Origin of the sequence: Microbacterium sp. NPDC057944 (assembly GCF_042887445.1) — a bacterium.
Classification (GTDB): Bacteria; Actinomycetota; Actinomycetes; order Actinomycetales; family Microbacteriaceae; genus Microbacterium; species Microbacterium natoriense.
Genome location: NZ_JBHVPJ010000001.1, coordinates 1,755,510 through 1,778,410, shown reverse-complemented (window position 1 = coordinate 1,778,410; position 22,901 = coordinate 1,755,510). Strand labels below are relative to the sequence as shown.

The window sequence follows — 22,901 nt, the reverse complement described above, 5'->3', positions numbered from 1 at the left end:
GCGGATTCATAGCCCGGTGATCAGAAAGCCTCAGCCCTTCCGCGCATCCGTGGCGGTCGCTGCGGGGAGCGAGAGCAGGAAGGTGGTGCCAGACGCCGAGGTCTCCTCGACCGCGACCGTGCCGCCGAACCGGTGGGCGAGGTCACGGACCAGGGCGAGCCCGAGTCCGAAACCGCGGCGTCCGCTGCTGTCCCCCGCGCCCTCCGCTCGCGCGAACCGGTCGAAGACGTGCTCGGGGTCGATGCCGCGGATCCCCGGGCCGTGGTCGACGACCCTGATGTCGACGCGCCGCCCCACGACGACCGCCGATACCTCGACGGTCGAGCCCCTCGGCGCGAAGCGCAGGGCGTTGTCGAGCAGTGCCGTCAGCGCTCGCTGCAGGGCGACGGCGTCCGCCGCGACCACGAGCCCGTCCGCGACCTCGACCGCCACGGAGACGTCGGCCTCCGCGGCACGCGGGGCGAGGACGGAGGCCGCCTCGCGCGCGGCGGCCCCGACGGAAGCGGCGGCGTGCGCATCGGCCCCGGTCGTGCCGGCGGACTCCGCGGTGACCAGCAGATCGGTCAGCACGGCATCCATCACCGCCGCATCGCGACGCAGATCCGCGAGGGCGCCGCCGACGTCGCCCCCGCGTGCGGCGCGGTGCTCGGCGAGCTGGATCCGACTGGTGAGGGTGGTGAGCGGAGTGCGCAGCTCGTGGCTGGCGTCGGCCACGAAAGAGCGCTGCACCTCGAGAGCTGCGGCCAGCGGCTGGGCCGCCCGGCGCGCGAGATACCAGGACGTCGCGCCGAGGGCGATGATGCCGAGCAGACCCACGGCGACGGCGATCGGAATCGCCGTGCCGAGCTCGATCACGCGCCCCGGCGGTCGTCCCCCACCGGGACCGGGGCCCTCCGGCGGGTGCTCCGGGCGCGACGACGCCGACAGCGCGGCGATCGTCACGACGCTGAGCAGCGTGACGACCACGGCGGATGCCGCCGCCACCCACACTCCGGCTCGGAGCGCCGCACGCTGCACCCTGCGGCGGTCGGCACGGATCGCGGCATCCGTCCGCCCGCTCATCGGGGAGTCCCCGTCCGGTAGCCGCGAGCGCGCACCGTGTCGATGATCTCGGGGGTCGACTTGCGGCGGACGTAGTGGACATACGCGTCGACCGTCGCCGCCGCACCACCGGGGAACACGCTGTCGAGGATCTCCTCCCTGGAGAACACGTGCTCGGGGCTCGAGGTGAGCAGCTCGAGGAGCTCGGTCTCTGCCGAAGTCAGCGGGATCCTCTCGCCCGCGGGCGAGTACAGGGCCTGGGCGACCGGGGTGAAGAGCCAGTCGCCGATCTCCCTGCGGTCGCCGACGCCCCTGCCGCGGATCAGCGCACGCAGTCGCGCGCGCAGCTCGGCGAAGTCGAACGGCTTCACGAGGTAGTCGTCGGCTCCGGCATCGAGGCCGGAGACGCGATCTTCGACCGCTCCGAGCGCGGTGAGCATGAGCACAGGGGTCGCCAGCCGCGCGGTCCGGATGGCGCGGATCAGCTCGATGCCGCTCATGCCGGGGAGGCGTCGATCGACGACGATCACGTCGTAACGACGGGCGAGAACCATCCGGAGCCCGGCCTCGCCGTCTGCCGCATGATCGACGACGAAGTCGTCGGAGAGCACCTCGACGGCGATCTCGGCGATGTCGGGCTCGTCTTCGACGTAGAGCAGCCGCGCCCGCCCCACGGGCTGACCGTCACGTGAGTTCGACACGCTCCCAGTATGCTCCGCTGCGCCTATGGAGGGATCCCAGCGATCGCATACTGATATACGGGTTTAGTTGCTCAAGACTGGAAGCTGTCGCATCCGGAAGCGACGAACGATGTTCGCGTGCACGACGCGCTGCCGATCTCGGATTCGCGTTCTCGGGATCGCGGATCCTGCCCTGTGGGGACCGGGCACCCGACAGCTCCGTGCATGCCCATCGCCTGTGGTCGGCGGGCGTCCCTAACGCCCGCCGACCACAGAAATGATTTTTACGAAATATCAGGGGAAAACCCGCGCGCAGACGTAATCCGAGCGCCTGCGCGTGGAGTGTTGGCATCCGGCCGCAGTTCGTGATGTAGTTGCCCTCCGGGCACATCATGGGGGCGTCCGGGATCTGGACATGCAACTGGGGGCAATCCATGAACGGAAAGCGTTCGAACAGCACCATCGGCGAGAGCAAGCAGCTGCTCGCTGAAGAGGTGTTCCAATACATCGCAACGCAGATCGTCAACGGCGATCTGGCACCGGGGCACCGCATCCGCGACGTGGAGGTCGCCGACGAGCTCCACGTGTCGCGCACACCGGTACGTGAAGCGCTGCAGCGCCTCGAGCGCCTAGGCCTGGTGACGATGTACCCGAGCAGGTACACGGAGGTCACCGCGGTCACACCCGAGATCGTGGCGCAGACCCTCGAGTTCGCCGGGTACCAGGCGGGCGTCGCGGCGCGCATGGGCGTCGCGCGCATGACCGAGGTGGAGCGCGAGCACGTGGCCGGCCTCATCGAGAAGATGTACGAGGCGCAGGAGCCGCGCAGCATCTCCGAGTCGCGGTGGGCGGTGTTCTCCTACCTCAGCGATCGCAGTGCCAACGCTCAGCACCGCGCGCTGATCCAGGACACGGGCATGGCACTGTTCCGCAACCTCCGGGACTGGCAGATCCCCCAGGAGGACGAGGAGCGGATGCAGCAGGTCTACCGCGACTTCCGCGACGCCGTGCTGAGCGCCGACGGCGACAGAGCCGAGCAGCTCACCCGGGCGATGCACTACGTCTGAGCCGCTGCCCACCCGCTGACCCAGCGGCCGAGACGCCGGTACGCGTCCTCGCGCGCCTCATGACGCGAGAGGAAGACGTCGTGCAGGGCGCCGTCGATGCGCTCGACGGTGACCGACGGGCCGAGCTTCAGCGCCGCGCGGGCGATGTCGTCGACGACGAGCACCGTATCGGCCCGCGTGAGATCGTCCGACCACCTGGTCGGAGTCGCGGACCGCGCCGAGAGCAGCACGCAGACGGGCTCCGCGATCGTCAGTCCGGAGGCCACGGTCGAGTGCCCCCGGAGGATCGCGTGGAACCACCCCGCGTGCACCGCCATGGTCTGCACGGGGCGCCAGTCGAGGTTCACCTCGACCGGATCGTCGGGATCGGCGACCTCCTGCTGCGCACGGGTGTAGAAGCCGAGGTCGACCTGGGGAGCCACCTCGCGGGGAGCCCACCGCGCCTGCAGCTCCGCCACGGGGGCGATCAGCGGGCGCACGGAGGCCACCTGGAACTCCAGCCAGGGACTGTTCAGGATGACGGCATCCGCACTCCCCTGGTGACGTGAGGCCCACAGGCTCAGCGTCAGCCCACCCGTCGAGTGCCCGAACAGCACCAGGCGACGTGCGGATGCCGCGCCATCCGCCCCGCGACCCATCGCGTCGAGAGCGGCGGCGATGTCCTCGTCGTAGGTCGCGAGATCGGTGATGTATCCGGGCGTCTGTCCGGGTCGCAGACTGCGGCCGTACTTGCGCAGGTCGAGCGCGTAGAACCGCGCACCCCGCGCCGTCCAGAACCGCGCGAGGCGCTTCTGGAAGAAGTAGTCCGACCACCCGTGCACGTAGAGCACGTCGACGTCCTCCAGCGGACGGCGGCGTCCGAGCAACCGCTCCCACCACCCCGCCTCGATCGGCAGCGCTCTCACCAGGGTCGCGACGACCGGCCCCTCGTCGTCGTCGCCGAGTTCGAGCGTCAGCTGCGCGAACTCCTCTCCGAGGACGTCGGGAATCCAGTCAGCCATGCCGCCAGGCTAGCCGACCGCGATCCGTCTACTGCGGAGCGAGGTGACCGACGGTGAGGTTGCGTACGAGCCGCACGGCGATCGCGAGGGGATCGCTCGACGCAGACCCGTCGTAGGTGGTCATGCGGATCCAGTCGGGACCGACCCTCAGGTCGAGATGCGTCTCGCCGTGCTCACCGGCGCTGGTCTTGGCCTCGTCGGCGCCCTCGACGACGACGGGGGTCCCCTCTTGCCGATCGAAAGCCCACGCGCCCGCGGGCAGCCCGGTGATCTGCAGCAGCGCAGGAGATGAGTACTCGTCTCCTGGGCCTCGGAAATAGCAGATCGTCGAACCGTTGACGACCTCGTACACCTCAGCGGGAATCCCCCACCCGCCGAAAGAGGACTGCAGCACCGCCTCGGTCCCCAGCAGGGCGGAGAGCTCCTCGGCCGTCAGGAACCGCTCGCATCGTGCTCCCACGATGTCGCTGTCGGCGAGTGCCACCACGCGGACGTTCGCCGCCGCGGTGGCGACCAGCGCCCGCAGCGCGGATTCGATCCCTGCCGCATTCGCGTCGACCCAGGGGCCTCTCATCGTTGCGGAGAGGTGGACGTCGCCCTCCGTGAGCTCGAAGGTGCATCCGCCCGACTCACATCCGCCACCAGGCGTCAGCGGGGCGCCTCGCTCCAGCGCACCGTCGAAGACGTCGGGACCGTCGGGGACGACGGCGACCTCCCAGTGCGCGCTCTCGTCACCGGCTGAGCAGGCGATGCCGCCGGCCCGCTGGAACATGTACTGCGCGGGCCCCGGGATCCAGTTCATCGTCGACACGGTGGACAGTGCCGGGTGCATCGGGGTTGACGGCTCGCCGATCACGGCCGCAAGGGCCGCGCCGACATCGGCACACGTCAGGGTGAACGCCGGCGTCGGCTCGACGGGCGGCGCCTGAGTCGGAGTCGGCGTGGGCGTCGGAGTCGCCGCTGAGGGGGATGCCGACGGCTCGGGCGTGGGGGTCGGTGCACACCCTGAGACGAGGAGAATCGTGGCGGCGCTGATGGCGAGGAGATGGCGCAGTCGCATGATGCCACCCTAAGCTCAGCTCCCCGTCGACCCGCCGCATCCCTGCAACGAACCGATGACGATCACTCGCCCCGGGAGACCCGCACCATCTCGTCGCGCGGCACGACCTTGACGCGGGCGCGCTCCTGCGGGGCGCCCAGGGCGATCTCGTGCTCGTCGAGGCGGTGCCAGCCCTCGAGGTCCGTCCACTTCACGCCGCGCTCGGAGAGCAGCGCCGTGATCGCTTCCTCAGACGGATCCTCCGGCTGCCACCATGAGCCCTGGTCGTTGATGATGTGGCGCACGGTCTCCATGGCGTCGGACTTCGTGTGGCCGATGAGGCCGACGGGTCCGCGCTTGATCCAGCCGGTGGCGTAGATGCCCGGCACGCGCTGGTTGGAGTCCTTCGCGAGCACCTGGCCCTCGCGGTTCGGGATCACGCCGTGCTTCTTGTCGAACGGCACGCCGGGCAGCGGCGAGCCGAAGTAGCCGATCGCACGGTACAGCGACTGCATCGGGACCTCGCGGAGCTCTCCGGTGCCGACCGCGCCGCCCTGTCCGTCGGGCTCGGTGCGCTCGTAGACGAGAGCGGCGACGCGGCCGTTCTCGTCGGTGCGGACCTCGACGGGGCGGGCCCAGAAGTGCAGGTGCAGGCGGCGGGATGCCGTGCCGCCGGCGTTGTTGACCGAGTCGCGCTTGCGCCACGACTGCAGCACACGGTCGATGACCATGACCTGCTTGTTGCTGGCGATCGCGTCCTTCGACGCCTCGTCGTAGTCGAAGTCCTCGTCGTAGACGACCATGTCGACATCGCGCAGCTCGCCGAGCTCGCGGAGCTCCAGCGGCGTGAACTTCACCTGAGCGGGACCGCGGCGACCGAACACGTGCACGTCGGTGATCTCGCTGGCCTTGAGGCCCTCGTAGACGTTCTCCGGGACCTCGGTGACGAGCAGGTCCTCCGCGTGCTTGGCGAGCATGCGGGCGACGTCGAGCGCGACGTTGCCGTTGCCGAGGACGCCGACGGATGCCGCGTCCAGCGGCCACTCGCGCGGCACGTCGGGGTGTCCGTCGAACCAGCTCACGTAGTCCGCCGCGCCGTAGGACGCCACCGCGTCGCTGCCGGGGATGTCGAGCGAGGTGTCGCGGATCGCACCCGTGGCGAAGATCACGGCGTTGTAGTGCTTCTTGAGATCCTCGAGCGTGATGTCCTCGCCGAATCGCACGTTGCCGAACAGCCGGATGTCGCCGCGGTCGAGCACATCGCGCAGCGCCGTGATGATGCCCTTGATGCGGGGATGATCCGGGGCGACGCCGTAGCGGACCAGGCCGTACGGCGCGGGGAGCTGCTCGAACAGGTCGATCGAGACGTCGAACTTGCGCTCCGCCTTCAGCAGGATGTCGGCGGCGTAGATGCCCGCGGGGCCGGCACCGACGATGGCGAGTCTGAGCTTGGTCATGGGGGTCCTTTCGTCACGCCCGGCGTTCCGGGTGCGGCCGCGCGGAGCGGCGAGGGTCAGCTGGAGCGTTCGGCCAGCGACTCGGCGAAGCGCGTGAGCGCGTCGCGGACCGTGCCCTTCGGCAGCGGCGCGAGCGCGTCGATGGCGTCCTGCGTCCAGGAGAGTGCGAGCTCGAGGGTCTTCTGCGTCGACGCGTGGTCGCGCAGCTCAGCCAGAGGTCCGTCGAGGATCGAGGGGTCTGCGCCGTCGGCGATGAGGGCGACCCCCTCGTCGATCCGGGCGGCGAGGTCGGCGGATGCCGCGTCGGGCTCGGCCTTCAGCAGCAGGTACGGCATGGTGGGGACGCCCGCGCGGAGGTCGGTCCCCGGCACCTTGCCGGTGTCTTCGGGCTTGGCCGAGAGATCGATCACGTCGTCGAGGAGCTGGAACGCCACGCCGATCTTCTCGCCGTAGACGCGCATCGGCTCCTCGTACTCCGCGGAGGCGTTCGAGAAGATGACGCCGGCCTGAGTCGCGGCGGCGATGAGGGATCCGGTCTTGTCGGCGAGCACCTGGATGTAGAACTCGATGGGGTCGTCGCCGGGCTGGGCGCCGATCGTCTCGTGCATCTGGCCGAGCACGAGCCGCTCGAAGGTGTCGGCCTGCAGACGGATCGCACGGTCGCCGTGGCGGGCCATGAGCTGGCTGGCGCGGGAGAACAGGATGTCGCCGGTGAGGATGGCGATGTTGTTGCCCCACACGGTCTGCGCCGCGGGCACTCCACGGCGCCGGTCGGCGCCGTCCATGACGTCGTCGTGATACAGCGAGCCGAGGTGGGTGATCTCCAGCGCCTTGGCGATGTCGATCACGGCCTCCGTGCTGCCGTCGCCGAGCTGGGCGGCGAGGAGGGTGAGCACGGGGCGGATGCGCTTGCCCCCGGCCTCGTACAGGTAGCGGCTGGTCGCGTCGGCGAGCGGGTCGGCGACGCGCACGTCCTCGGCCAGTCCGGTCTCGACGAGCTCGAGTCCGTCTTCGATGGCGCGCGCGACACGGCGAGCGGCGGGTCCGATGAAGACGCGGTCGCTGAAGCCGAGACGGCTCGCCAGTCGCGAACCCGGGGCGATGGGGCTCGAAGTCACGAACCCAGCCTACCTGCGCGGCGCGACCCCTCGATCATTCGGGCTTGCGGGCACGGTGCAGGGCCACGATGCCGAAGGACAGATTGCGGTACGCGACATCCGTCCAGCCCGCCTCGCGGATCCAGGCGGAGAGCCTGCGCTGGTCTGGCCACTCGCGGATGGACTCGTTCAGGTAGTCGTAGGCGTCGCCGTTGGTGCCGGCGACGCGCGCCACCCGCGGGAGCACCTGCGCGTTGTAGAAGCGGTACGCACCCCGGAACAGCTTCCGCGGCGGGGTGGAGAACTCGTTGATCACGAGCCTCCCGCCGGGCTTCGTCACCCGGAACAGTTCGCGCAGCGCCTTCTTCGGGTCGTGCACGTTGCGCAGCGAGTACGACATCGTAACGGCGTCGAACTCGGCATCCGCGAAGGGGAGGTCGGTGGCGTCCGCCTCGACGAACGACAGGTTGCGCATGCCGCCGTGCCGACGCTTGCCCTCGGCCAGCATGCCGGGAGAGAAGTCGGCGGCGACGACCTCGGCGCCGCTGCGGGCGAGGGAGGCCGACGACGAGGCTGTGCCCGCGCCGAGGTCGAGGATGCGCTCCCCCGGCTTCGGGGCGACGGCGCGTGTCGTCGCGGCGCGCCAGAGCGCGTCGTTGCCGACCGTCATGGCCGTGTTCGTGCGGTCGTATCCCGCCGCGACCTGGTCGAACATGCCGCTGACGCGGGCGGGGTCCTTGCCGAGATCTGCGCGGTTGGGCTTGTTCGGGGTCACGGGTTCAGTCTAGGCGCGCCCGGCTGAGCGCCCGCCCTGCTCGCCGGGTCCGAGGTCGAGCGCGGCAAGGCGGTCGAGCCAGGCATCCGCCGTGGCGTCGTCGAAGGGCGGATGCTGCGCCCGCACCCCCTCCTCGAGATCGAGCGCGAGCGCCTCGAGGTGGGCCATGACCTCGGGCGGATAGCCGTACTCGGCGCTGTGCTCGGCCCACTCGTCACGATCGTCGACCCAGGTGCCGCGCTCCCCCGTCACCCGCACGACATCGAGGTCCATGTCGATCCCGGTCACGAGAAGCGGGTCGTCGGACCAGTGCACGTCCCAGCCCAGATCGATGTAGATCCGCATGCCCTTGGGGTGGTCTCGGTTCACCGTGAGCGCGAAGTCCTCTCGACCGGCGGGGACGAGAGTGACATTGAGTCCCTCCGCCGTGAACTCGCGGCCCGGACGAGCACTCCGCCAGCCGACCGGCTGTCCGATCCAGTCGCCCCATCGATCGGAGCCGAGGTACACGCACTCGTGCCGCCAGTGCGGGGAGCCGTCCCACTTGCGCCACTGCATGATCATCTCGGTGCCGGGTGCGGGGCGTGCATCGCTCATGCCCTCAGCGTATGCGCCCCCACCCCCACGCCCGCCGCTGCGTGCCATGCCGAGCTCTCGTGCGGACGCTGTGTCTCGTACGGCACGGAACTCTCGTGCCCGTGGAGTTGGGCGAGGACACCAGAAGGACGAAGCGGACAGAAGCCGAGACGGGGCACGGCGGGGAGACCGCCCGGACCGACGAACTAGGCTGGAGGGGTGAGCACGAGGCTGGTCGTGGAGACCCGCGAGATCGACCCGGTCGAAGACCCCCTGGCGTACGCCGACCCCGCCGACCCGTTCGCGTGGCTGCGCCGCGGCGACGGGATCGTCGCCGTCGGATCCGGTGTCGTGGAGAGCATCCGCATCCCGGCCGGCCGCGGCCCGCTGCGGTCGGCGATCGCCGCTCGGCTCTGGCGCGATCTGGTGCAGGATGCCGAGATCGACGACCCCCTCGGCCTCCCCGGCACCGGACTGGTCGCCTTCGGAGCCCTCTCCTTCGATGAGGACTCCGCCGTCGACAGCATCCTCGTCGTACCCTCCGCCGTCATCGGCCGTCACCGCGGCCGCACCTGGCTGACCCGCATCCGCAGCTCGTCCGACCCGGCGACGTCCGCGCACCCAGAGCCCCGGGAGTACGGGCCGCACTGGGCTGGGACGGTCGGACCGGGCGCGCAGAGCCCCCAGGGATACCAGGACTCCGTGCGGCAGGCGCTCGGCCGCATCGCCGACGGCGAGCTGAGCAAGGTCGTGCTGGCGCGCGACCTCACCGGCAGCATCCCCGCCGGATCCGACCTGCGCCGCCTCGTGCGCGCACTGTCGAGCGGATACCCCGACACCTGGGCGTTCGCCGTCGACGGGCTGATCGGTGCGAGCCCGGAGACCCTCGTGACCGTGCGGAGCCGCACGGTGACCGCACGGGTTCTGGCTGGCACCATCGGGCGCGGCGCCGATGCGGATGCCGACACCGCTGCCGCCGCATCGCTGGCGTCCAGCACCAAGGACCTCGACGAGCACGAGTACGCCGTGCAGAGCGTGCTCGCGTCTCTCCGACCGCACACCAGGGCGCTGGCGGCGAGCGAACAGCCGTTCCTGCTGAAGCTCCCCAATCTGTTCCACCTCGCGACCGACGTCGAGGGGGAGCTGGCCGACGGCGAGTCCGCGCTCGACCTCATCGGCGCGCTGCATCCGACCGCCGCCGTCGCCGGCACGCCGACCCCCGACGCCATCGCCGCGATCCGCGAGCTCGAGCCCTTCGACCGCGGCCGCTACGCCGGACCGGTCGGCTGGGTGGATGCCGCAGGCAACGGCGAGTGGGCGATCGCGCTGCGCTGCGCCCAGTTCGAGACCGGCCCCGACGACATCGCCGTCACCGCGTACGCGGGCGCGGGCATCGTCGCCGGTTCCGACCCGGAGTCCGAGCTGCTGGAGACCAGGGTGAAGTTCCGCCCTCTGGTCGACGCCCTCGCCTGAGCGCGTTCACAACTCCTCACAGAACGCGGGGAAACCGCCCGACCGAACCGGATCGGGCGCCCTGAGGCGGATTCTTGAGGAGTTGTGCACCGCTTGTGCGTGCCAGAACTCCGGAGAACGCTCCGGCCCCTCGACGGTGGCCGACAGATCCAGGGCCGCGGCCGTCCGAACCGGATCTCCGGAGTCCTGGAGCCCGGCTCCGTTCACAACTCCTCACAGAACGCGGGGAAACCGCCCGACCGGACCGGATCGGACGCCCGGAGGCGGATTCTTGAGGAGTTGTGCACCGCGTGCGCGCGCCGGCCGCTCCAGGCGGGCCGGGATCAGCTCGCGGCGAGCCGCTTCTTCTCCGCCTCGACATCGAACTCGGCGGCCGGCCACTGCGGATCGATGTCCTCCAGCGCCGCGAGCAGCAGCTCCTGCACCGCCAACCGGGCGTACCACTTGGCGTTCGCCGGAACCACGTGCCACGGGGCGACCTCGGTCGACGTGCGCTCGAACACGGTCTGATACGCGGCCATGTAGTCGTCCCACCGCAACCGCTCGTCGACGTCGCCCGGGTTGTACTTCCAGTGCTTGTCCGGGCGCTCCAGCCGCTCCATGAGCCGCGCCTTCTGCTCGTCGCGCGAGATGTGCAGCATGACCTTGACGATGCGGATGCCGGAGGCCGCGGCCTGCGCCTCGAAGTCGTTGATCGCCCCGTACCTGCGCTCGATCTCGTCGGGCTCAGCCAGCGCGCGCACGCGTCCGATCAGCACGTCCTCGTAGTGCGAGCGGTCGAACACCCCGATGAAGCCGGGTTCGGGCAGGCGCTTCTCGATACGCCACAGGAAGTCGTGCTCCCGCTCCTCCGCGGTCGGCGCCTTGAACGCGGCCAGCGAGACGCCCTGCGGGTCGACTCCGCCGACGACGTGCCGCACGATGCCGCCCTTGCCCGCGGAGTCCATCGCCTGCAGCACGAGCAGCACGGCATCCTTCGCGACCCCCGCACGGCTCTCCGCGAACAGCCGTTCCTGCAGGTGGTTGAGGTCATCGAGTCCGGAGACCAGGGCGTGCGCGCCCTCGGTCTTGCCACCGGAGAATCCGGGCTTGCCGTCGGGGTCGACGTCGGAGAGGCGGAACCCCTCGCCGACCTGCAGCTCGCGTGTCCAGGCGTGTGCGTTCATGCACACATCATGCCAGTCAGCGAGGCAGCGGCACCTCGATGAGCTGACTCCCTCCCGACGGGGCGGTGAGCACCTGGTCGAGCGCGGAGCGCGTCGTGACGCGGTGGTGCTCCCAGCCGTACGCGAGGGCCAGCTGCTCGAGCTGCACGGTGTGCGGCGTGTAGAAGGCGCGGTCGAGGTCGGCGGCGGGTGCGGATGCCGCGACCTCCAGTCCGTCGAAGATCGTGCCGCCGCCGTCGTTGCCGACGATGACCTGCAGCCGGGGCGCGGTCTCGTCCGGCGGCAGCAGCAGCGCCCCCACGTCGTGCAGGAACGCCAGGTCGCCGAGCAGCACGCGGGTCACACCGTGCGCCCCCTCGGCCTGGCTGGCCACGGCGATGCCCGTGGCGGTGGCGATCGTTCCGTCGATGCCCGCGAGCCCGCGGTTGGCGTGCACGGGCACCTTCTTGCCGCCCAGCACGGCGTCGGCGACGCGCACGAGCCGCGACGACCCGAACACCAGCCGGTCGTGCGGCCAGGTCGCGCGCCACACGGCGTCGACGAGCAGCTCGCGATCGAGCGGGCGACGCACGGCGGCGAGCTCTGCCCGCACCGCGTCCCTCCGCGCCGCGACATCGGTCGAGGCGAGTCCGTCGGCATCGGGGGCCCGCTCGCTGAGGTCGATCGCGAGGGAGGCGGATGCCGTGAGCCACGCGCCGAGCCAGTCGCGATCCGGCTCCCCCGGGGCGACGACGACGGATGCCGCGGGGCGCGTGCGTCCGTTGAGGTTCAGATCCTCTCCCCCATGCCGCACGGCGACGACGTCGACATCGGTGCGGGCGAGCAGGCGCGACACCTCTCGGCTGAGCGTGGGGTGGCCGAGCACCACGGCGCGCTCGATGCGTCCGCCGAGCTCCGGCTCACCGAGAAGCGCTCGGTAGCCGTGCACGAGCCGCCTGCCGAAGCGTGCGCCGCTGACGATCTCGGCGATGAGCGGCCAGGAGCCCTCGTGGGCGATCTCCTCGGCGCGCGGCCCGGCGTCGGCGCCGGCGATGACGACCGTCCGAGGACCGCGTTCGAGGACGATCGGCGTGCCCTCGCCGTGGCGCGGGGCCTCACCGGGGTCGACGTCGATCACCGGGGACCCGCTCGACAGCGGTTCGCGGGAGGGGAGGTTCAGGTGCACGGGGCCGGCGACGCCGGGGAGTCCGTGCGCGGCATCCCCGCCCACGGCGGTCGCGACGGCCGCGGAGGCGAGCCCGGTCCAGTCGCCGTCCCCAGGCACCGGCGCATCGAGCTGCGCCCGCACGAACGGCCCGAAGATCCCCGGCTGGGTCGTCGCCTGGTTGGCGCCGACTCCGCGGAGCTCCGGGGGTCGGTCGGCCGTGAGCAGGAGCATCGGCACGCCGGAGTGGAAGGCCTCCATGACCGCAGGCAGCAGATTCGCGACGGCCGTGCCTGAGGTGCAGACGACGGCGGTGGGCACGCGGGTCTCCCGCGACAGCCCGAGGGCCGTGAACCCGGCGACGCGCTCGTCGATGCGCACATGAACGCGGAGCACCCCGCGTCCGGCGGCGGCCACCGCGGCGAGCGCGAGCGCCTGAGAGCGGGAGCCCGGTGAGAGCACGAGATCGCGCACGCCGTGCGCGATGAGGTCTGAGATCAGGGATGCCGCGGCATCCGTCGCAGGAGACGACGTCACGGACGCGCGTCCGTCGCAGTCCCGTCGCCCTCGTCCTCGAGGCGTGCGAGCTCCGCCTCGAGCTCGGCGATGCGGGCGTCCTGCTCCTTCTTGTCGATGCTGCGCAGGAAGGCGGGGTCGTCGTCGGGAGCGAACACCCTCGCGGAGCGATCATCGCCACGGCGCCGGCCGAGAGCGAACCACAGCACGCCTCCGACGACGGGGATGAGGACGACGATGGCGATCCACCCTGGCTTGGGCACACCGCGGTGCCGCGTCGCCGGCTGCACTGCGCAGTCGACGATGCTGAACACCCAGAAGACGGCGGCCAGGAAGCCGCCGACGATCAACAATCTCGCCACGTCTTCAGTGTAGGCGCGTCGGCTGAGCACCGGCCCCTGTCCGCAGAGGCGGCGTTGCTAGACTGCCCGGCGATGCCCCGTCCGTCGTCTCCGCCCCGGACCGAGCGGATGCTGATCGTCAGGATCGCCATCGCGCTCGGGCTCGCACTGCTGCTCGTCGTCGGGGCCTGGTCGTCGTCGCACGGCGAGAGCGACGCCCACGCGACGCTGTGCGTCGCGGCGGACGCACCGGCGGGGACCGCCGCGGCCGATCACCACGGCACGACGACGGCGGACGTCCTCACCTCGGATGCCGGCCTCGGCGTCATCGCGGTGATCTGCTGCTTCCTGCTGGTGCTCCTGGTCCTGCGCGTGGCGGCCGACAGGCTGGTCGTCACCACCGGCGTGGCCGTGCGCGCGCAGCTGCCGAGCAGAGCCGGCCCCCGTCTGCACGTCCCCGCCCTCACCCTCACCCAGCTCTCCGTCTCGCGAACCTGAGCCGCGCCGCCGCTCTCTGCGGCATCCGCTGTACTCACCCCTGTTCGTCCTGTGTTCGGAGACCCCATGAAGACCTCGTTCAAAGCCCTCATCATCACCCTCGCCGTCATCGTCCTCGTCGCGATCGGCGCCATCGTGTTCGCCCTCAATCAGCGCGCGTCCGCCCCGTCGGGAGACGGCGAGACCGTCCGCACCGACTCGCACGTCCTCGACGACGCCGGAGAGGGCGCCGTGACCCTCGTCGAGTTCCTCGACTTCGAGTGCGAGGCGTGCGGCGCCTTCCACCCGATCGTCGAAGACCTCCGCGAGAAGTACGACGGCGAGATCACCTACGTCGTGCGCTACTTCCCGCTGCCAGGTCACATCAACTCGACCCAGGCGGCGCTGGCCGCCGAGGCCGCGGCGCAGCAGGACCGCTTCGAGGACATGTACACGATGCTCTTCGAGACCCAGGCGCAGTGGGGCGAGAAGACCGTCGAGACCCCCGAGGTGTTCCGCGGGTTCGCCGAGCAGCTCGGTCTCGACCTGGCCGCGTACGACGAGGCGATCGCGGATCCGGCGACGCTCGCGCGCATCGAGGCCGACAAGGCGGACGGCGTCGCCCTCGGCGTGCAGAGCACCCCGTCGTTCTTCCTCGACGGGACGCTGCTCGAGCTGACCGCCTGGGGCGACCTGGAGGCCGCGATCGAGAAGGCCGTGAACGGCTAGCCGGCGAGGACCCGGTCGTCCGCGTCCACGGGGGTGCGGACCGAGAGGAACGTGGTGCGCCGTCGGAGCGTGAAACCCAGGCGCTCGTAGACGCGGATCGCCCCCGTGTTCGTCGCCGCCGCGTGCAGGAGCGCCCGGTCGCCTCGTTCCTGGATGTGGAACGCCACGTCGAGCACCAGCCGCGAGGCCAGGCCCTGTCCGCGGTGCTCGGCGTCGGTGGCGACGGCGCTGATCTCGGTCCACCCCTCCGGATGCAGCCGCTCCCCCGCCATCGCGACCAGCCTGCCGTCGCGGCGGATGCCGACGTACCGGCCCAGCTCGTGGGTGCGCGGACGGAAGGGCCCCGGCTGGTTGCGTTCGACGAGCGCGAGCATCTCGGGGACGTCCGCGGCGCCGAGCAGCACCGCCTCCTCATCGGGGCGAGGGCGCAGCGCATCCGTCTCCACCAGCTGCACGCCCGCACCGCGTCCGAGCTCCTCCCACCCCTCCGGCAGTTCGGGGTCGGCGGCGGAGATGCCCACCTCCTGTCCTGGCCCCACCAGCTCGGTGAGCTCCTGCCAGACGTGCGGATGCTCCCAGGTCCGCACCGCGACGAACGGAGCGACGTCGGCCGGGTAGCGGCGCACCAGGTCGCCGCCGACGGCGAACGAGGCGTGCGGCCCCGTGAGGGCGTGCCACGCGGGGTTGTCGAGGACGTGGTCGTCGGTGGGTGCGTGCGTCATGGGACCGGTCCGTTCGTCAGGGGCTCTCGGGGTGGCGTGCACCCACGTTAGGAGCAACACGGGTCGGCTCCGTCGTATTGCCTCCGTCCTGTGTCGCCCGGTGACGTCTCGCGTCACCGCTTAACCGTCGGGGTCGGGCGGTGACCGTGGGCGACAGCGCGTGACCGTCGCGTTGGCGGCTCCGCGGCGCGGTGAGAACATCGCCCATCGGCACTCCACGTCGCAGGGAAGGACCCGCACCGATGACCGCACACCCGCACGGCCACACCATCTCCGAGGCCGGGTTCACGCTCGCCGGCAACTATCCGGAGGCGGATCCGTCCGGAGGTCTCGAGGAGACCCTGCGGCTGTTCGAGTTCGCCGAGGAGATCGGGTTCCAGGTGGCCGGCATCCGCCAGCGACACCTCGAACGCGGGGTCTCCTCGGCGCTGACCTTCCTCGCCGCCGCGACGCAGCGCACCGACACCATCCGCCTGGAGACGGCGGTGGTGCCGCTCGGCTACGAGACGCCGTTCCGGCTCGCCGAGGACTTCGCGACCGTGGACGCGCTGTCGCGCGGCCGGCTCAACGTGGGCATCAGCTCCTCGGCGCCGCACGGCGACCTGCTCCGCCACCTCGGCCGCGGCGAGGACGAGGCCGTGGATCCGTACGAGCTGATCTCCCGATTCCTGGAGGCCGTGGAGGGACGCGCACTGGGTCCGGACATCACCACGCCGTACGGGCCGCAGACACCCCGCGTGCAGCCGCACATCGCGGATCTGCGCGACCGCGTCTGGCTCGGCGGCGGCTCCGCCCGCTCGGTGCGCTGGGCCGCCCAGCGCGGACTCAAGCTCCTGCTCGGCAACATCACGGCGAGCGCATCCGGCGACGACTTCGAGACCGCCCAGCGCGCGCACATCGACGACTACTACGCGCACCACTCCGGTCCCGGCGCCCCGTCGGTGGGGGTCGAGCGGGTGATCCTGCCGCTCGACAGCGCCACCTCCTCGCAGCGCGCGCGGTACACGGCGTTCGCCGAGAGCCGCCAGGCGCGCACCGAGGCGCCGGTCGGCGGCCACGTCTTCCAGCGCGATCTGTTCGGCACCGCCGACGACATCGTCGAACGCCTGCTCGCCGACCCTGCGATCGACGGACGCACCGAGCTGCGCATCGCGCTGCCCTACGCGCTCGCCCTCGACGACTACCGGCAGATCCTCTCCGACATCCGCCACGCCGTCCTCCCCCGCCTCGGCTGGGTGCCCGCGGCATCCGCCCTCGTCCCCTCCTCCTGACATCCACCGCCTGAGAACTGGAGCACACACAATGAGTTCACGACTGCGCATCGGCGTCGCCCTCGACGGCGCCGGCTGGCATCCCTCCGCCTGGCGCGAGCCCTCGTCCCGCCCGGCCGAGCTGTTCACGCCCGGGTACTGGGTCGACCTCGTCCGCCTCGCCGAGGAGGGCCTCCTCGATTTCGCGACCATCGAGGACTCGCTCGCGCTGCAGTCCTCCGAGCAGGGCCGACCGGACGACCGCACCGACGAGGTGCGCGGGCGCCTGGACGCGCTGCTGATCGCATCGCGGGTGTCGCCGGCGACCTCGCACATCGGGCTCATCCCCACGATCACCACCACCCACACCGAGCCCTTCCACGTCTCGAAGGGCGTCGCCACCCTCGACTACACCAGCGAAGGGCGCGCAGGGTGGCAGGTGAAGGTGTCCGGTCGCCACGACGAGGCGGCGCACTTCGGCCGGCGAGAGCACCCCGGCGCCGAAGCGGCGTGGGGTGAGCCGGCGTTCGACGCGCTCATCGCCGAGCTCTTCGACGAGGCCGCCGATTCCGTCGAGGTCGTCCGCCGGCTCTGGGACAGCTGGGAGGACGACGCCGAGATCCGTGACGCCGCCACCGACCGCTTCCTCGACGCCGACAGAGTGCACGAGGTCGACTTCGAGGGGCGCTGGTTCAGCGTCCGCGGGCCGTCGATCACGCCGCGCCCGCCGCAGGGGCAGCCCGTCGTCGTGGCCCTCGCCCATGCGGAGGTGCCGTATCGCCTGGCCGCACGGTCGGCCGATGCGGTCTTCGTGACCCCCGCGGATGCCGCGCACGCCCGGTCGATCCTCGACGAGGTCGCCGCGGCCGAGGCGGCCGAGGGGCGGACGGGCGAGCGCCTGCGGATCTTCGCCGACATCGTCGTGCTCCTCGACGAGCCGGGTGGTGAGCGCGCCGCCGATCGACTGCGCAGGCTCGACGCCCTCGGCCGGCCCCTCACGAGCGATGCGCGGATCTTCACGGGATCGGCCGCCGAGCTCGCCGACCTCATCGCGCAGCTCGGCGCCATCGGCTACGACGGCGTGCGACTGCGCCCCGGCGTGCTCACCGACGATCTCCCGCGCATCGCGGGAGCGCTCGCAGAAGAGCTGCGGTCGCGCGGGCTGTTCCACGAGTCCTACGAGGCCGACACCCTGCGGGGGCTGCTCGGGCTCGCCGAGACCGTCCCCAACCGCTACGCCATCGCCTGAGAACCCGGAGGACACGACATGACCACCAGACCGCGCACGCAGATCATCCTCGCCGCCTACGTCGGCGGCGTGAACGAGCACACGCTGTGGGAGCACCCGGATGCCGGGAGCCAGATCGACTTCGCGACGTTCCGACACGTCGCCCAGACCGCCGAGCGCGGCCGCTTCGACTATTTCTTCCTCGCGGAGGGACTCGCCCTGCGCGCCCGCGCCGGGCGCATCTTCGACCACGACATCGCCGGGCGACCCGACACGCTCCCCGTGCTCGCCGCCCTGGCTGCGGTCACCGAGCACATCGGCCTCGTCGGCACGCTGAACACGACGTTCAACGAGCCCTACGAGCTGGCCAGGCAGATCGCCAGCCTCGACCACCTCTCCGGGGGCAGGGCGGGGTGGAACGTCGTCACGTCGTTCGACGCGTTCACCGGAGCCAACTTCCGTCGCGGCGGATTCCTCCCGCACAGCGAACGCTACGTCAGGGCGGAGGAGACCGTCGCCGCGGTCCGGCGCCTGTGGGACTCGTGGGCGCAGGACGCGATCGTCGCCGACAAGGAGTCCGGTGTGTTCCTCGCGGATGCGGATGCCGGCGCCTTCGCGCAGAGCGGCACGCAGTTCGACATCTCCGGGCGGTTCACGGTGCCGCGCAGCCCGCAGGGCCGTCCGGTCATCGTGCAGGCGGGCGTCTCCCCGCAGGGGCGGGACTTCGCGGCATCCACGGCCGATGCGATCTTCTCCCCCTATGCGACGCTCGCGGAGGGCAAGGCGTTCTCCGCCGACATTAGGGAGCGCGCCGCACGCTTCGGCCGCGGGCCGGACGAGATCAAGATCCTGCCCGCCGCGGGGTTCGTCCTGGGCGACTCGCAGGCGGATGCCGAGGAGAAGGAGCGTCACATCCGCGAGCAGCAGCTGACGGACAAGACCATCCAGGTCACGTTCGAACAGGTGTGGAATCGCGACCTCTCGGCGTACGACCCCGACGGCCCCCTGCCCGACGTCGACCCCGACCCCCAGGCGCCCGCCATCATCCAGGGCCGTGCGTTCGTGTTCCAGGACCGCATCGAGACGGTGCGCGCGTGGCGTGAGCTCGCCGAGGCGAAGGGGCTGACCCTGCGCGGGCTCGCCCACGAGATCGCCGGCAGGGCCGGGTACGTGGGCACGGCCGCGCAGGTCGCCGACCAGCTCGACACGTTCGTGCAGGAGGGCGGAGGCGACGGCGTCGTCCTCGGCTCGCACCTGGTGCCGTCGGGGCTCGACGAGTTCGTCGACCAGGTGGTCCCGCTGCTGCAGGAGCGCGGATCGCTGCGCGCCGACTACGAGGGCACGACCCTGCGGGACAACCTCGGCCTTCCGGTGCCGGAGCGCACGGGGCAGCTGCTCTCGGCGGGGACGGAGAGCGCGCGATGACCCTCCCCGCGACGATCGATGCGGCGGCCTTCACCCGGGAGTGGGAGGACTGGCATGCCGCGCACGAGCGCCGGCGCGCCGATCCGCACGGCTTCCTCGCCGTGACCGGGCTGTTCTGGCTGTCGGAGGAGCCGACCGCGGTGCCGGGTCTTCCCGGGCTGTGGAGCACCGGCGCCGAGGGCCCCACGGTCGAGCTCGCGCACGACGAGGAGCTGATCGTCGACGGCGCGACCGTGGGAGGCACGCACCGCTTCGGCCCGATCGCCGAGCGGGACGGCGTCACGGTCGGCTTCTCCGGCGGCGTCGTGGAGGTCGCCACGCGCGGCGGCCGCGGCATCCTCCGCCCCCGGCGGTCGGACTTCGCTTTCCTGCGCGCGTACGCGGGGACTCCCGTCTACCCGGCCGACCCCGGCTGGCGCGTTCCCGCACGGTTCGTGCGCTTCATCGCGCCGCGATCGATCGAGGTGGGAGCCGCGGTCGACGGTCTGAGCCACGTGTACGACTCCCCCGGCTATGCGGAGTTCGCGATCGACGGGGAGGTCTTCCGTCTGCTCGCCTTCCCCGGGCATCGGCCGGGCGAGCTGTTCATCCTCTTCACGGATGCGACGAGCGGCGTGACGACCTACGCGGCGAACCGCACGGTGACGATCGAGGTGGCGGACGACTCCGACGACACGGTGATCGACTTCAACCGGGCCGTGAACCTCCCGTGCGCCTACACGGACTTCGCGACCTGCCCGCTGCCGCCGGCGGAGAACCGTCTGCGCATCGCGGTCGAGGCCGGCGAGAAGACGCCGAGCGACCGGGTGGAGGGTGTCTTCTCCGCCACGGGGATCGTGCCGTTCGGTCGACTCTGACGGAGAACGGAGAGGAGGACGTGCCCCGCGGGGCACGTCCTCCTTCCACGTCTTCCCCGTCAGCTGCGCGGACCGAGGTCCAGACCGAAAGCCAGCAGGTCGAGGAAGAGCCCCGGCTCCACCTCGATGCGGTGCTCGCGCTCGAGGAGGCGGCGGAAGCCGAGCTTCGCGTAGAGGGCGTGCGCGCCGAGCATCTCGGGACCGCTGTTCATCACGACGCGATGGGCGCCGCGCTCGACGGCCAGGGCGATCACGTGCCTCGTCAGCGCCTCGCCGATGCCGCGGCCGCGCGCCGACGGAGACACGGCGAGCTGCCGGAAGTCGAGTTCTCCCTCCTCCGCCAGCTCGGAGAGCTGCTCCCCTGGGCGCGGCACCCACACGCTGCCGACGATGACGCCGCCTGCGTCCTCCGCGACCCACACGTCGCCGAGGGCGACACGGGCGTCGACGTCACGCAGGGACTCGACGTACGCGGGCGAGAGACCGGTGTAGCTGGAGAGGTACGCCTCTTCGGTGAGGCGCCCGACGAGAGCGTGCTCGGCCGGCGCGATGAGACGGATGACGAGGGCGGGCGCCCGCGTGCCGGGTGCGGATGCCGTCACGCCCGCACCGCCATGGCGAGGGCGCGCTCGGCGGGGGCGCCGAGTCCCCACGCTGCGGCGAGGAGCTCGTAGGAGCGCGCACGGTCCGCAGGGTCGTGGGTGATCGTGGTGACCAGCAGCTCGTCGGCGCGGGTGACCCGCTGCAGGGTCTCCAGCCGCTCGGAGACGTGATCAGGATCGCCGACGAACCGGGTGTCGAGGCGGTCCCCGACGGCATCCAGGAGGTCGGGTTCGAACGGCTCGACGAGAGCATCTTCGGGGCGCGGATAGGCGATGGCGCCCTGACCGGCGCGGATGCTGTGCACCCATTCAGCGTAGCCGCGGCCCACGCGCTCGGCGTCGGCGGCGGTGTCGGCGACCAGCACATCGGCCGACACGATCACGTGCGGCGCATCCAGCACGCCGGGGCGGAATGCGCGACGGTATGCGTCGACAGCGTCGAGCACGAAGCTGCCGGCGACGTGGTAGTTCGCGCCGAACGGCAGTCCGAGCCGACCCGCGAGCTCGGCGCTGGGTCCGGCCGTGCTGCCGTGCAGCCAGACCTCGATCGGCTGCCCCTCGGCGGGCGTCGCATGGATCGGGACGCCCTCGGGTGCGACGTAGGAGCCATCGATCAGGGCGAGGATGTCGAGCACGTCCTGCTCGAAGCGGTCGGCGTCGCCCGCGGTCCGTCTCAGCAGCCGTGCCTGCGCGGCGAACCGCACGGCGTCGAAGGCGAACGGCCGCGCGGCGGGGAGGAGCAGTCCGTCGACGATCCTGGCCTGCGGCGGCTCCGGCTCCGACGCACGGCCGGTCGGCTGGGTCGTCGAGCCGGAGCGGCCGATGCCGAGGTCGAAGCGTCCTGGATGCAGGGCCGCGACGACGCCGGCGGCCTCGACCACCTGGAGCGCCGAGTAGTTGCCGATGATCGTCGCGGAGGTGCCGATGCGGATGCGCTCGGTGGCCGCGGCGACCGCGGCGAGCAGCACGTGCGGCGCGGCGCCGGCCACACCCGGGTTCAGGTGGTGCTCGGCGAGCCAGTACCGGCGGTAGCCGAGGCGCTCCGCCGTCCTCGCGAGCGCGATCGTGTCGCGCAGCCCCTGCGCCGGAGTCGACCCGGCGCCGAAGGGCGAGAGGTCGAGGATGCTGAGTGGTGCGCGGTCGGTCATGGTCTTCGTCCTTCTCGGTGCGGAGGTGCGGCGGCGGAGTGCGGGCCGGCGCTCTCGCGCACGGCCCGCACCTCTGGGTCAGGACTTCGGAAGCCCCTGCGGGTTGATCTCGGACGCGTCGATGCCCTCGGAGTCGAGCCCCCAGGCCTTCAGGACCTCGGCGTACTTCCCGTTCGCGATGAGCTCGTTCAGCACGATGCCGACGGGTTCGATCAGGCCGTTGCCCTTCGCGGTCCCGGCGGCGATCGTCGCCGCGAGCGGCCAGCCGCCGGGGACGATCCCCACGAGCCTGGTGTCGCCGGTCTCCCGCGCCGCCCAGGCCGCCGTGGCGTTCGGGCCGAAGCTCGCGTCGACGCGGCCGGACTGCAGCGCGAGCGTCGCTGCGGCGTTGTCGTCGTAGTACTGCAGCTCGGCCGGGGCCTTGCCGTCGGCCTCGAGCTCCTCGTTCCACTTGAGCAGCACCTGCTCCTGGTTGGTGCCCGAGCCGACGACGATCTTGAGGCCGGAGATGTCCGCCGCCTCCTCGATCTTGTCGATCGTGCTGTCCGCCTTCACGTAGAAGCCGAGCAGGTCCTGCCGGTAGCTCGCGAAGTCGAAGAGCTCCTTGCGCTCCTCGGTGACGGTCACGTTGGAGGTGATGAGGTCGTACTTCCCCGACTGCACGCCGAGGGGCCAGTCGGCCCAGGCGACGACGACGGGGTTGTATTCCAGCCCGAGCCCCTCCGCGATCAGGCTGCCGATGTTCGGCTCGGTGCCAGCAGGGAGGGTCTCCCCGTCGGGGACGTAGCTGAGCGGCGGCACGAAGGCGCCGACGGCGACGGTGAGCTTGCCCTTCTCGATCGGTTCGAAGCCGCTCTCCTTCAGCGCGGCGACGGCCTCGGGAACGACCTCGCCGGTGACCCATTCGATGTCGTCGGCCGACACGTTGGCCGAGGTCTCCTTCGGGGCGGGGGTCGCGTTGTCGGCGGCCGCCTCCGTCGGGCGGTTGAGGGTGACGGCGGTCACGACGCCGGCGATCGCGAGCACCGCTGCGGCGGCCACTCCGATCGCGACGCCCTGCTTCTTGCTGAGTGCCATTTCTGTGTTCTCC

General features: G+C 71.4%; 23 protein-coding genes. 8 read left to right on the top strand and 15 right to left on the bottom strand.

The window, feature by feature from the left end; all coding sequences use genetic code 11:
- Positions 1–30: 30 nt before the first annotated feature.
- The gene (locus ACFVRO_RS08010) at positions 31–1,062 is read right to left on the bottom strand and encodes a sensor histidine kinase (RefSeq protein WP_386951162.1); all 1,032 of its coding nucleotides are present in this window, start codon (positions 1,060–1,062) and stop codon (positions 31–33) included.
- Positions 1,059–1,742: a response regulator transcription factor gene (locus ACFVRO_RS08005; protein WP_181155862.1), complete on the bottom strand. Its 684-nt coding sequence runs from the start codon at positions 1,740–1,742 to the stop codon at positions 1,059–1,061. The genes ACFVRO_RS08010 and ACFVRO_RS08005 overlap by 4 nt, the downstream gene beginning before the upstream one ends.
- Before the next feature lie 413 nt (positions 1,743–2,155).
- Between ACFVRO_RS08005 and ACFVRO_RS08000 the strand changes: the two genes are divergently transcribed.
- Positions 2,156–2,788 (top strand): GntR family transcriptional regulator, encoded by a 633-nt coding sequence (locus ACFVRO_RS08000; protein ID WP_105673752.1) that lies wholly within the window; start codon positions 2,156–2,158, stop codon positions 2,786–2,788.
- Here ACFVRO_RS08000 and ACFVRO_RS07995 read toward each other — a convergent pair.
- The 6 genes from ACFVRO_RS07995 to ACFVRO_RS07970 form a co-directional block, all read right to left on the bottom strand.
- On the bottom strand, positions 2,779–3,789 hold the full coding sequence (locus ACFVRO_RS07995) for an alpha/beta hydrolase (RefSeq protein ID WP_386951159.1): 1,011 nt from the start codon (positions 3,787–3,789) through the stop codon (positions 2,779–2,781). The two genes, ACFVRO_RS08000 and ACFVRO_RS07995, sit on opposite strands and share 10 nt — an antisense overlap.
- A 28-nt stretch (positions 3,790–3,817) precedes the next feature.
- Positions 3,818–4,849 carry a hypothetical protein gene (locus tag ACFVRO_RS07990; protein ID WP_386951155.1) on the bottom strand — a complete coding sequence of 344 codons (1,032 nt, stop codon included), beginning with the start codon at positions 4,847–4,849 and terminating at the stop codon, positions 3,818–3,820.
- Positions 4,850–4,911: 62 nt separating this feature from the next.
- A complete protein-coding gene (locus ACFVRO_RS07985) occupies positions 4,912–6,285 on the bottom strand; it encodes an FAD-dependent oxidoreductase (RefSeq protein ID WP_386951154.1) in 1,374 nt (457 codons plus the stop codon).
- Positions 6,286–6,341: 56 nt separating this feature from the next.
- Entirely contained in the window at positions 6,342–7,403 is a 1,062-nt protein-coding gene (locus tag ACFVRO_RS07980; protein ID WP_105673760.1) for a polyprenyl synthetase family protein, read from the bottom strand.
- Between the two features lie 34 nt (positions 7,404–7,437).
- A complete protein-coding gene (locus ACFVRO_RS07975) occupies positions 7,438–8,097 on the bottom strand; it encodes a ubiquinone/menaquinone biosynthesis methyltransferase (RefSeq protein ID WP_386951616.1) in 660 nt (219 codons plus the stop codon).
- A 69-nt stretch (positions 8,098–8,166) separates the two neighbouring features.
- Positions 8,167–8,754 carry a hypothetical protein gene (locus ACFVRO_RS07970; protein ID WP_386951151.1) on the bottom strand — a complete coding sequence of 196 codons (588 nt, stop codon included), beginning with the start codon at positions 8,752–8,754 and terminating at the stop codon, positions 8,167–8,169.
- Between the two features lie 198 nt (positions 8,755–8,952).
- Here ACFVRO_RS07970 and ACFVRO_RS07965 point away from each other — a divergent pair, with 198 nt between their 5' ends.
- Entirely contained in the window at positions 8,953–10,206 is a 1,254-nt protein-coding gene (locus ACFVRO_RS07965) for an isochorismate synthase MenF (protein WP_386951149.1), read from the top strand.
- A gap of 323 nt (positions 10,207–10,529) precedes the next feature.
- On the opposite strand, the gene ACFVRO_RS07960 is transcribed toward ACFVRO_RS07965, so the two are convergent.
- The 3 genes from ACFVRO_RS07960 to ACFVRO_RS07950 are packed head-to-tail and all read right to left on the bottom strand — an operon-like array spanning position 10,530 to position 13,394.
- Positions 10,530–11,372 carry a PPK2 family polyphosphate kinase gene (locus ACFVRO_RS07960; RefSeq protein ID WP_386951146.1) on the bottom strand — a complete coding sequence of 281 codons (843 nt, stop codon included), beginning with the start codon at positions 11,370–11,372 and terminating at the stop codon, positions 10,530–10,532.
- A 16-nt stretch (positions 11,373–11,388) separates the two neighbouring features.
- On the bottom strand, positions 11,389–13,053 hold the full coding sequence (menD, locus tag ACFVRO_RS07955; RefSeq protein WP_386951144.1) for a 2-succinyl-5-enolpyruvyl-6-hydroxy-3-cyclohexene-1-carboxylic-acid synthase: 1,665 nt from the start codon (positions 13,051–13,053) through the stop codon (positions 11,389–11,391).
- On the bottom strand, positions 13,050–13,394 hold the full coding sequence (locus tag ACFVRO_RS07950) for a PLD nuclease N-terminal domain-containing protein (protein ID WP_105673772.1): 345 nt from the start codon (positions 13,392–13,394) through the stop codon (positions 13,050–13,052). Before ACFVRO_RS07950 ends, menD begins: the two co-directional genes overlap by 4 nt.
- Positions 13,395–13,466: 72 nt before the next feature.
- On the opposite strand from ACFVRO_RS07950, the gene ACFVRO_RS07945 reads away from it, so the two are divergent.
- Positions 13,467–13,871: a hypothetical protein gene (locus ACFVRO_RS07945; protein WP_386951141.1), complete on the top strand. Its 405-nt coding sequence runs from the start codon at positions 13,467–13,469 to the stop codon at positions 13,869–13,871.
- Between the two features lie 66 nt (positions 13,872–13,937).
- Entirely contained in the window at positions 13,938–14,579 is a 642-nt protein-coding gene (locus ACFVRO_RS07940) for a DsbA family protein (protein ID WP_386951138.1), read from the top strand.
- Here the strand turns inward: ACFVRO_RS07940 and ACFVRO_RS07935 are convergent.
- The gene (locus ACFVRO_RS07935; RefSeq protein WP_386951136.1) at positions 14,576–15,301 is read right to left on the bottom strand and encodes a GNAT family N-acetyltransferase; all 726 of its coding nucleotides are present in this window, start codon (positions 15,299–15,301) and stop codon (positions 14,576–14,578) included. The genes ACFVRO_RS07940 and ACFVRO_RS07935 overlap by 4 nt on opposite strands.
- 242 nt (positions 15,302–15,543) lie before the next feature.
- Between ACFVRO_RS07935 and ACFVRO_RS07930 the strand changes: the two genes are divergently transcribed.
- From ACFVRO_RS07930 to ACFVRO_RS07915, 4 genes are read left to right on the top strand one after another with little or no spacing between them, the layout of a single operon-like run.
- On the top strand, positions 15,544–16,572 hold the full coding sequence (locus tag ACFVRO_RS07930) for an LLM class flavin-dependent oxidoreductase (protein ID WP_386951134.1): 1,029 nt from the start codon (positions 15,544–15,546) through the stop codon (positions 16,570–16,572).
- A 31-nt stretch (positions 16,573–16,603) separates the two neighbouring features.
- A complete protein-coding gene (locus ACFVRO_RS07925; protein ID WP_386951131.1) occupies positions 16,604–17,800 on the top strand; it encodes an LLM class flavin-dependent oxidoreductase in 1,197 nt (398 codons plus the stop codon).
- 18 nt (positions 17,801–17,818) lie between these two features.
- A complete protein-coding gene (locus ACFVRO_RS07920) occupies positions 17,819–19,204 on the top strand; it encodes an NtaA/DmoA family FMN-dependent monooxygenase (RefSeq protein ID WP_341941402.1) in 1,386 nt (461 codons plus the stop codon).
- Positions 19,201–20,061: a DUF1684 domain-containing protein gene (locus tag ACFVRO_RS07915; protein WP_386951129.1), complete on the top strand. Its 861-nt coding sequence runs from the start codon at positions 19,201–19,203 to the stop codon at positions 20,059–20,061. Before ACFVRO_RS07920 ends, ACFVRO_RS07915 begins: the two co-directional genes overlap by 4 nt.
- A gap of 59 nt (positions 20,062–20,120) precedes the next feature.
- Here ACFVRO_RS07915 and ACFVRO_RS07910 read toward each other — a convergent pair whose 3' ends face one another.
- From ACFVRO_RS07910 to ACFVRO_RS07900, 3 genes are all read right to left on the bottom strand, one after another.
- Complete coding sequence (locus tag ACFVRO_RS07910; protein ID WP_105677317.1) at positions 20,121–20,663, bottom strand: GNAT family N-acetyltransferase; 543 nt, start codon at positions 20,661–20,663, stop codon at positions 20,121–20,123.
- Complete coding sequence (locus ACFVRO_RS07905) at positions 20,660–21,811, bottom strand: LLM class flavin-dependent oxidoreductase (RefSeq protein ID WP_386951126.1); 1,152 nt, start codon at positions 21,809–21,811, stop codon at positions 20,660–20,662. Before ACFVRO_RS07905 ends, ACFVRO_RS07910 begins: the two co-directional genes overlap by 4 nt.
- A gap of 78 nt (positions 21,812–21,889) precedes the next feature.
- A complete protein-coding gene (locus ACFVRO_RS07900) occupies positions 21,890–22,888 on the bottom strand; it encodes an ABC transporter substrate-binding protein (protein WP_105677298.1) in 999 nt (332 codons plus the stop codon).
- Between the last annotated feature and the right edge of the window lie 13 nt (positions 22,889–22,901).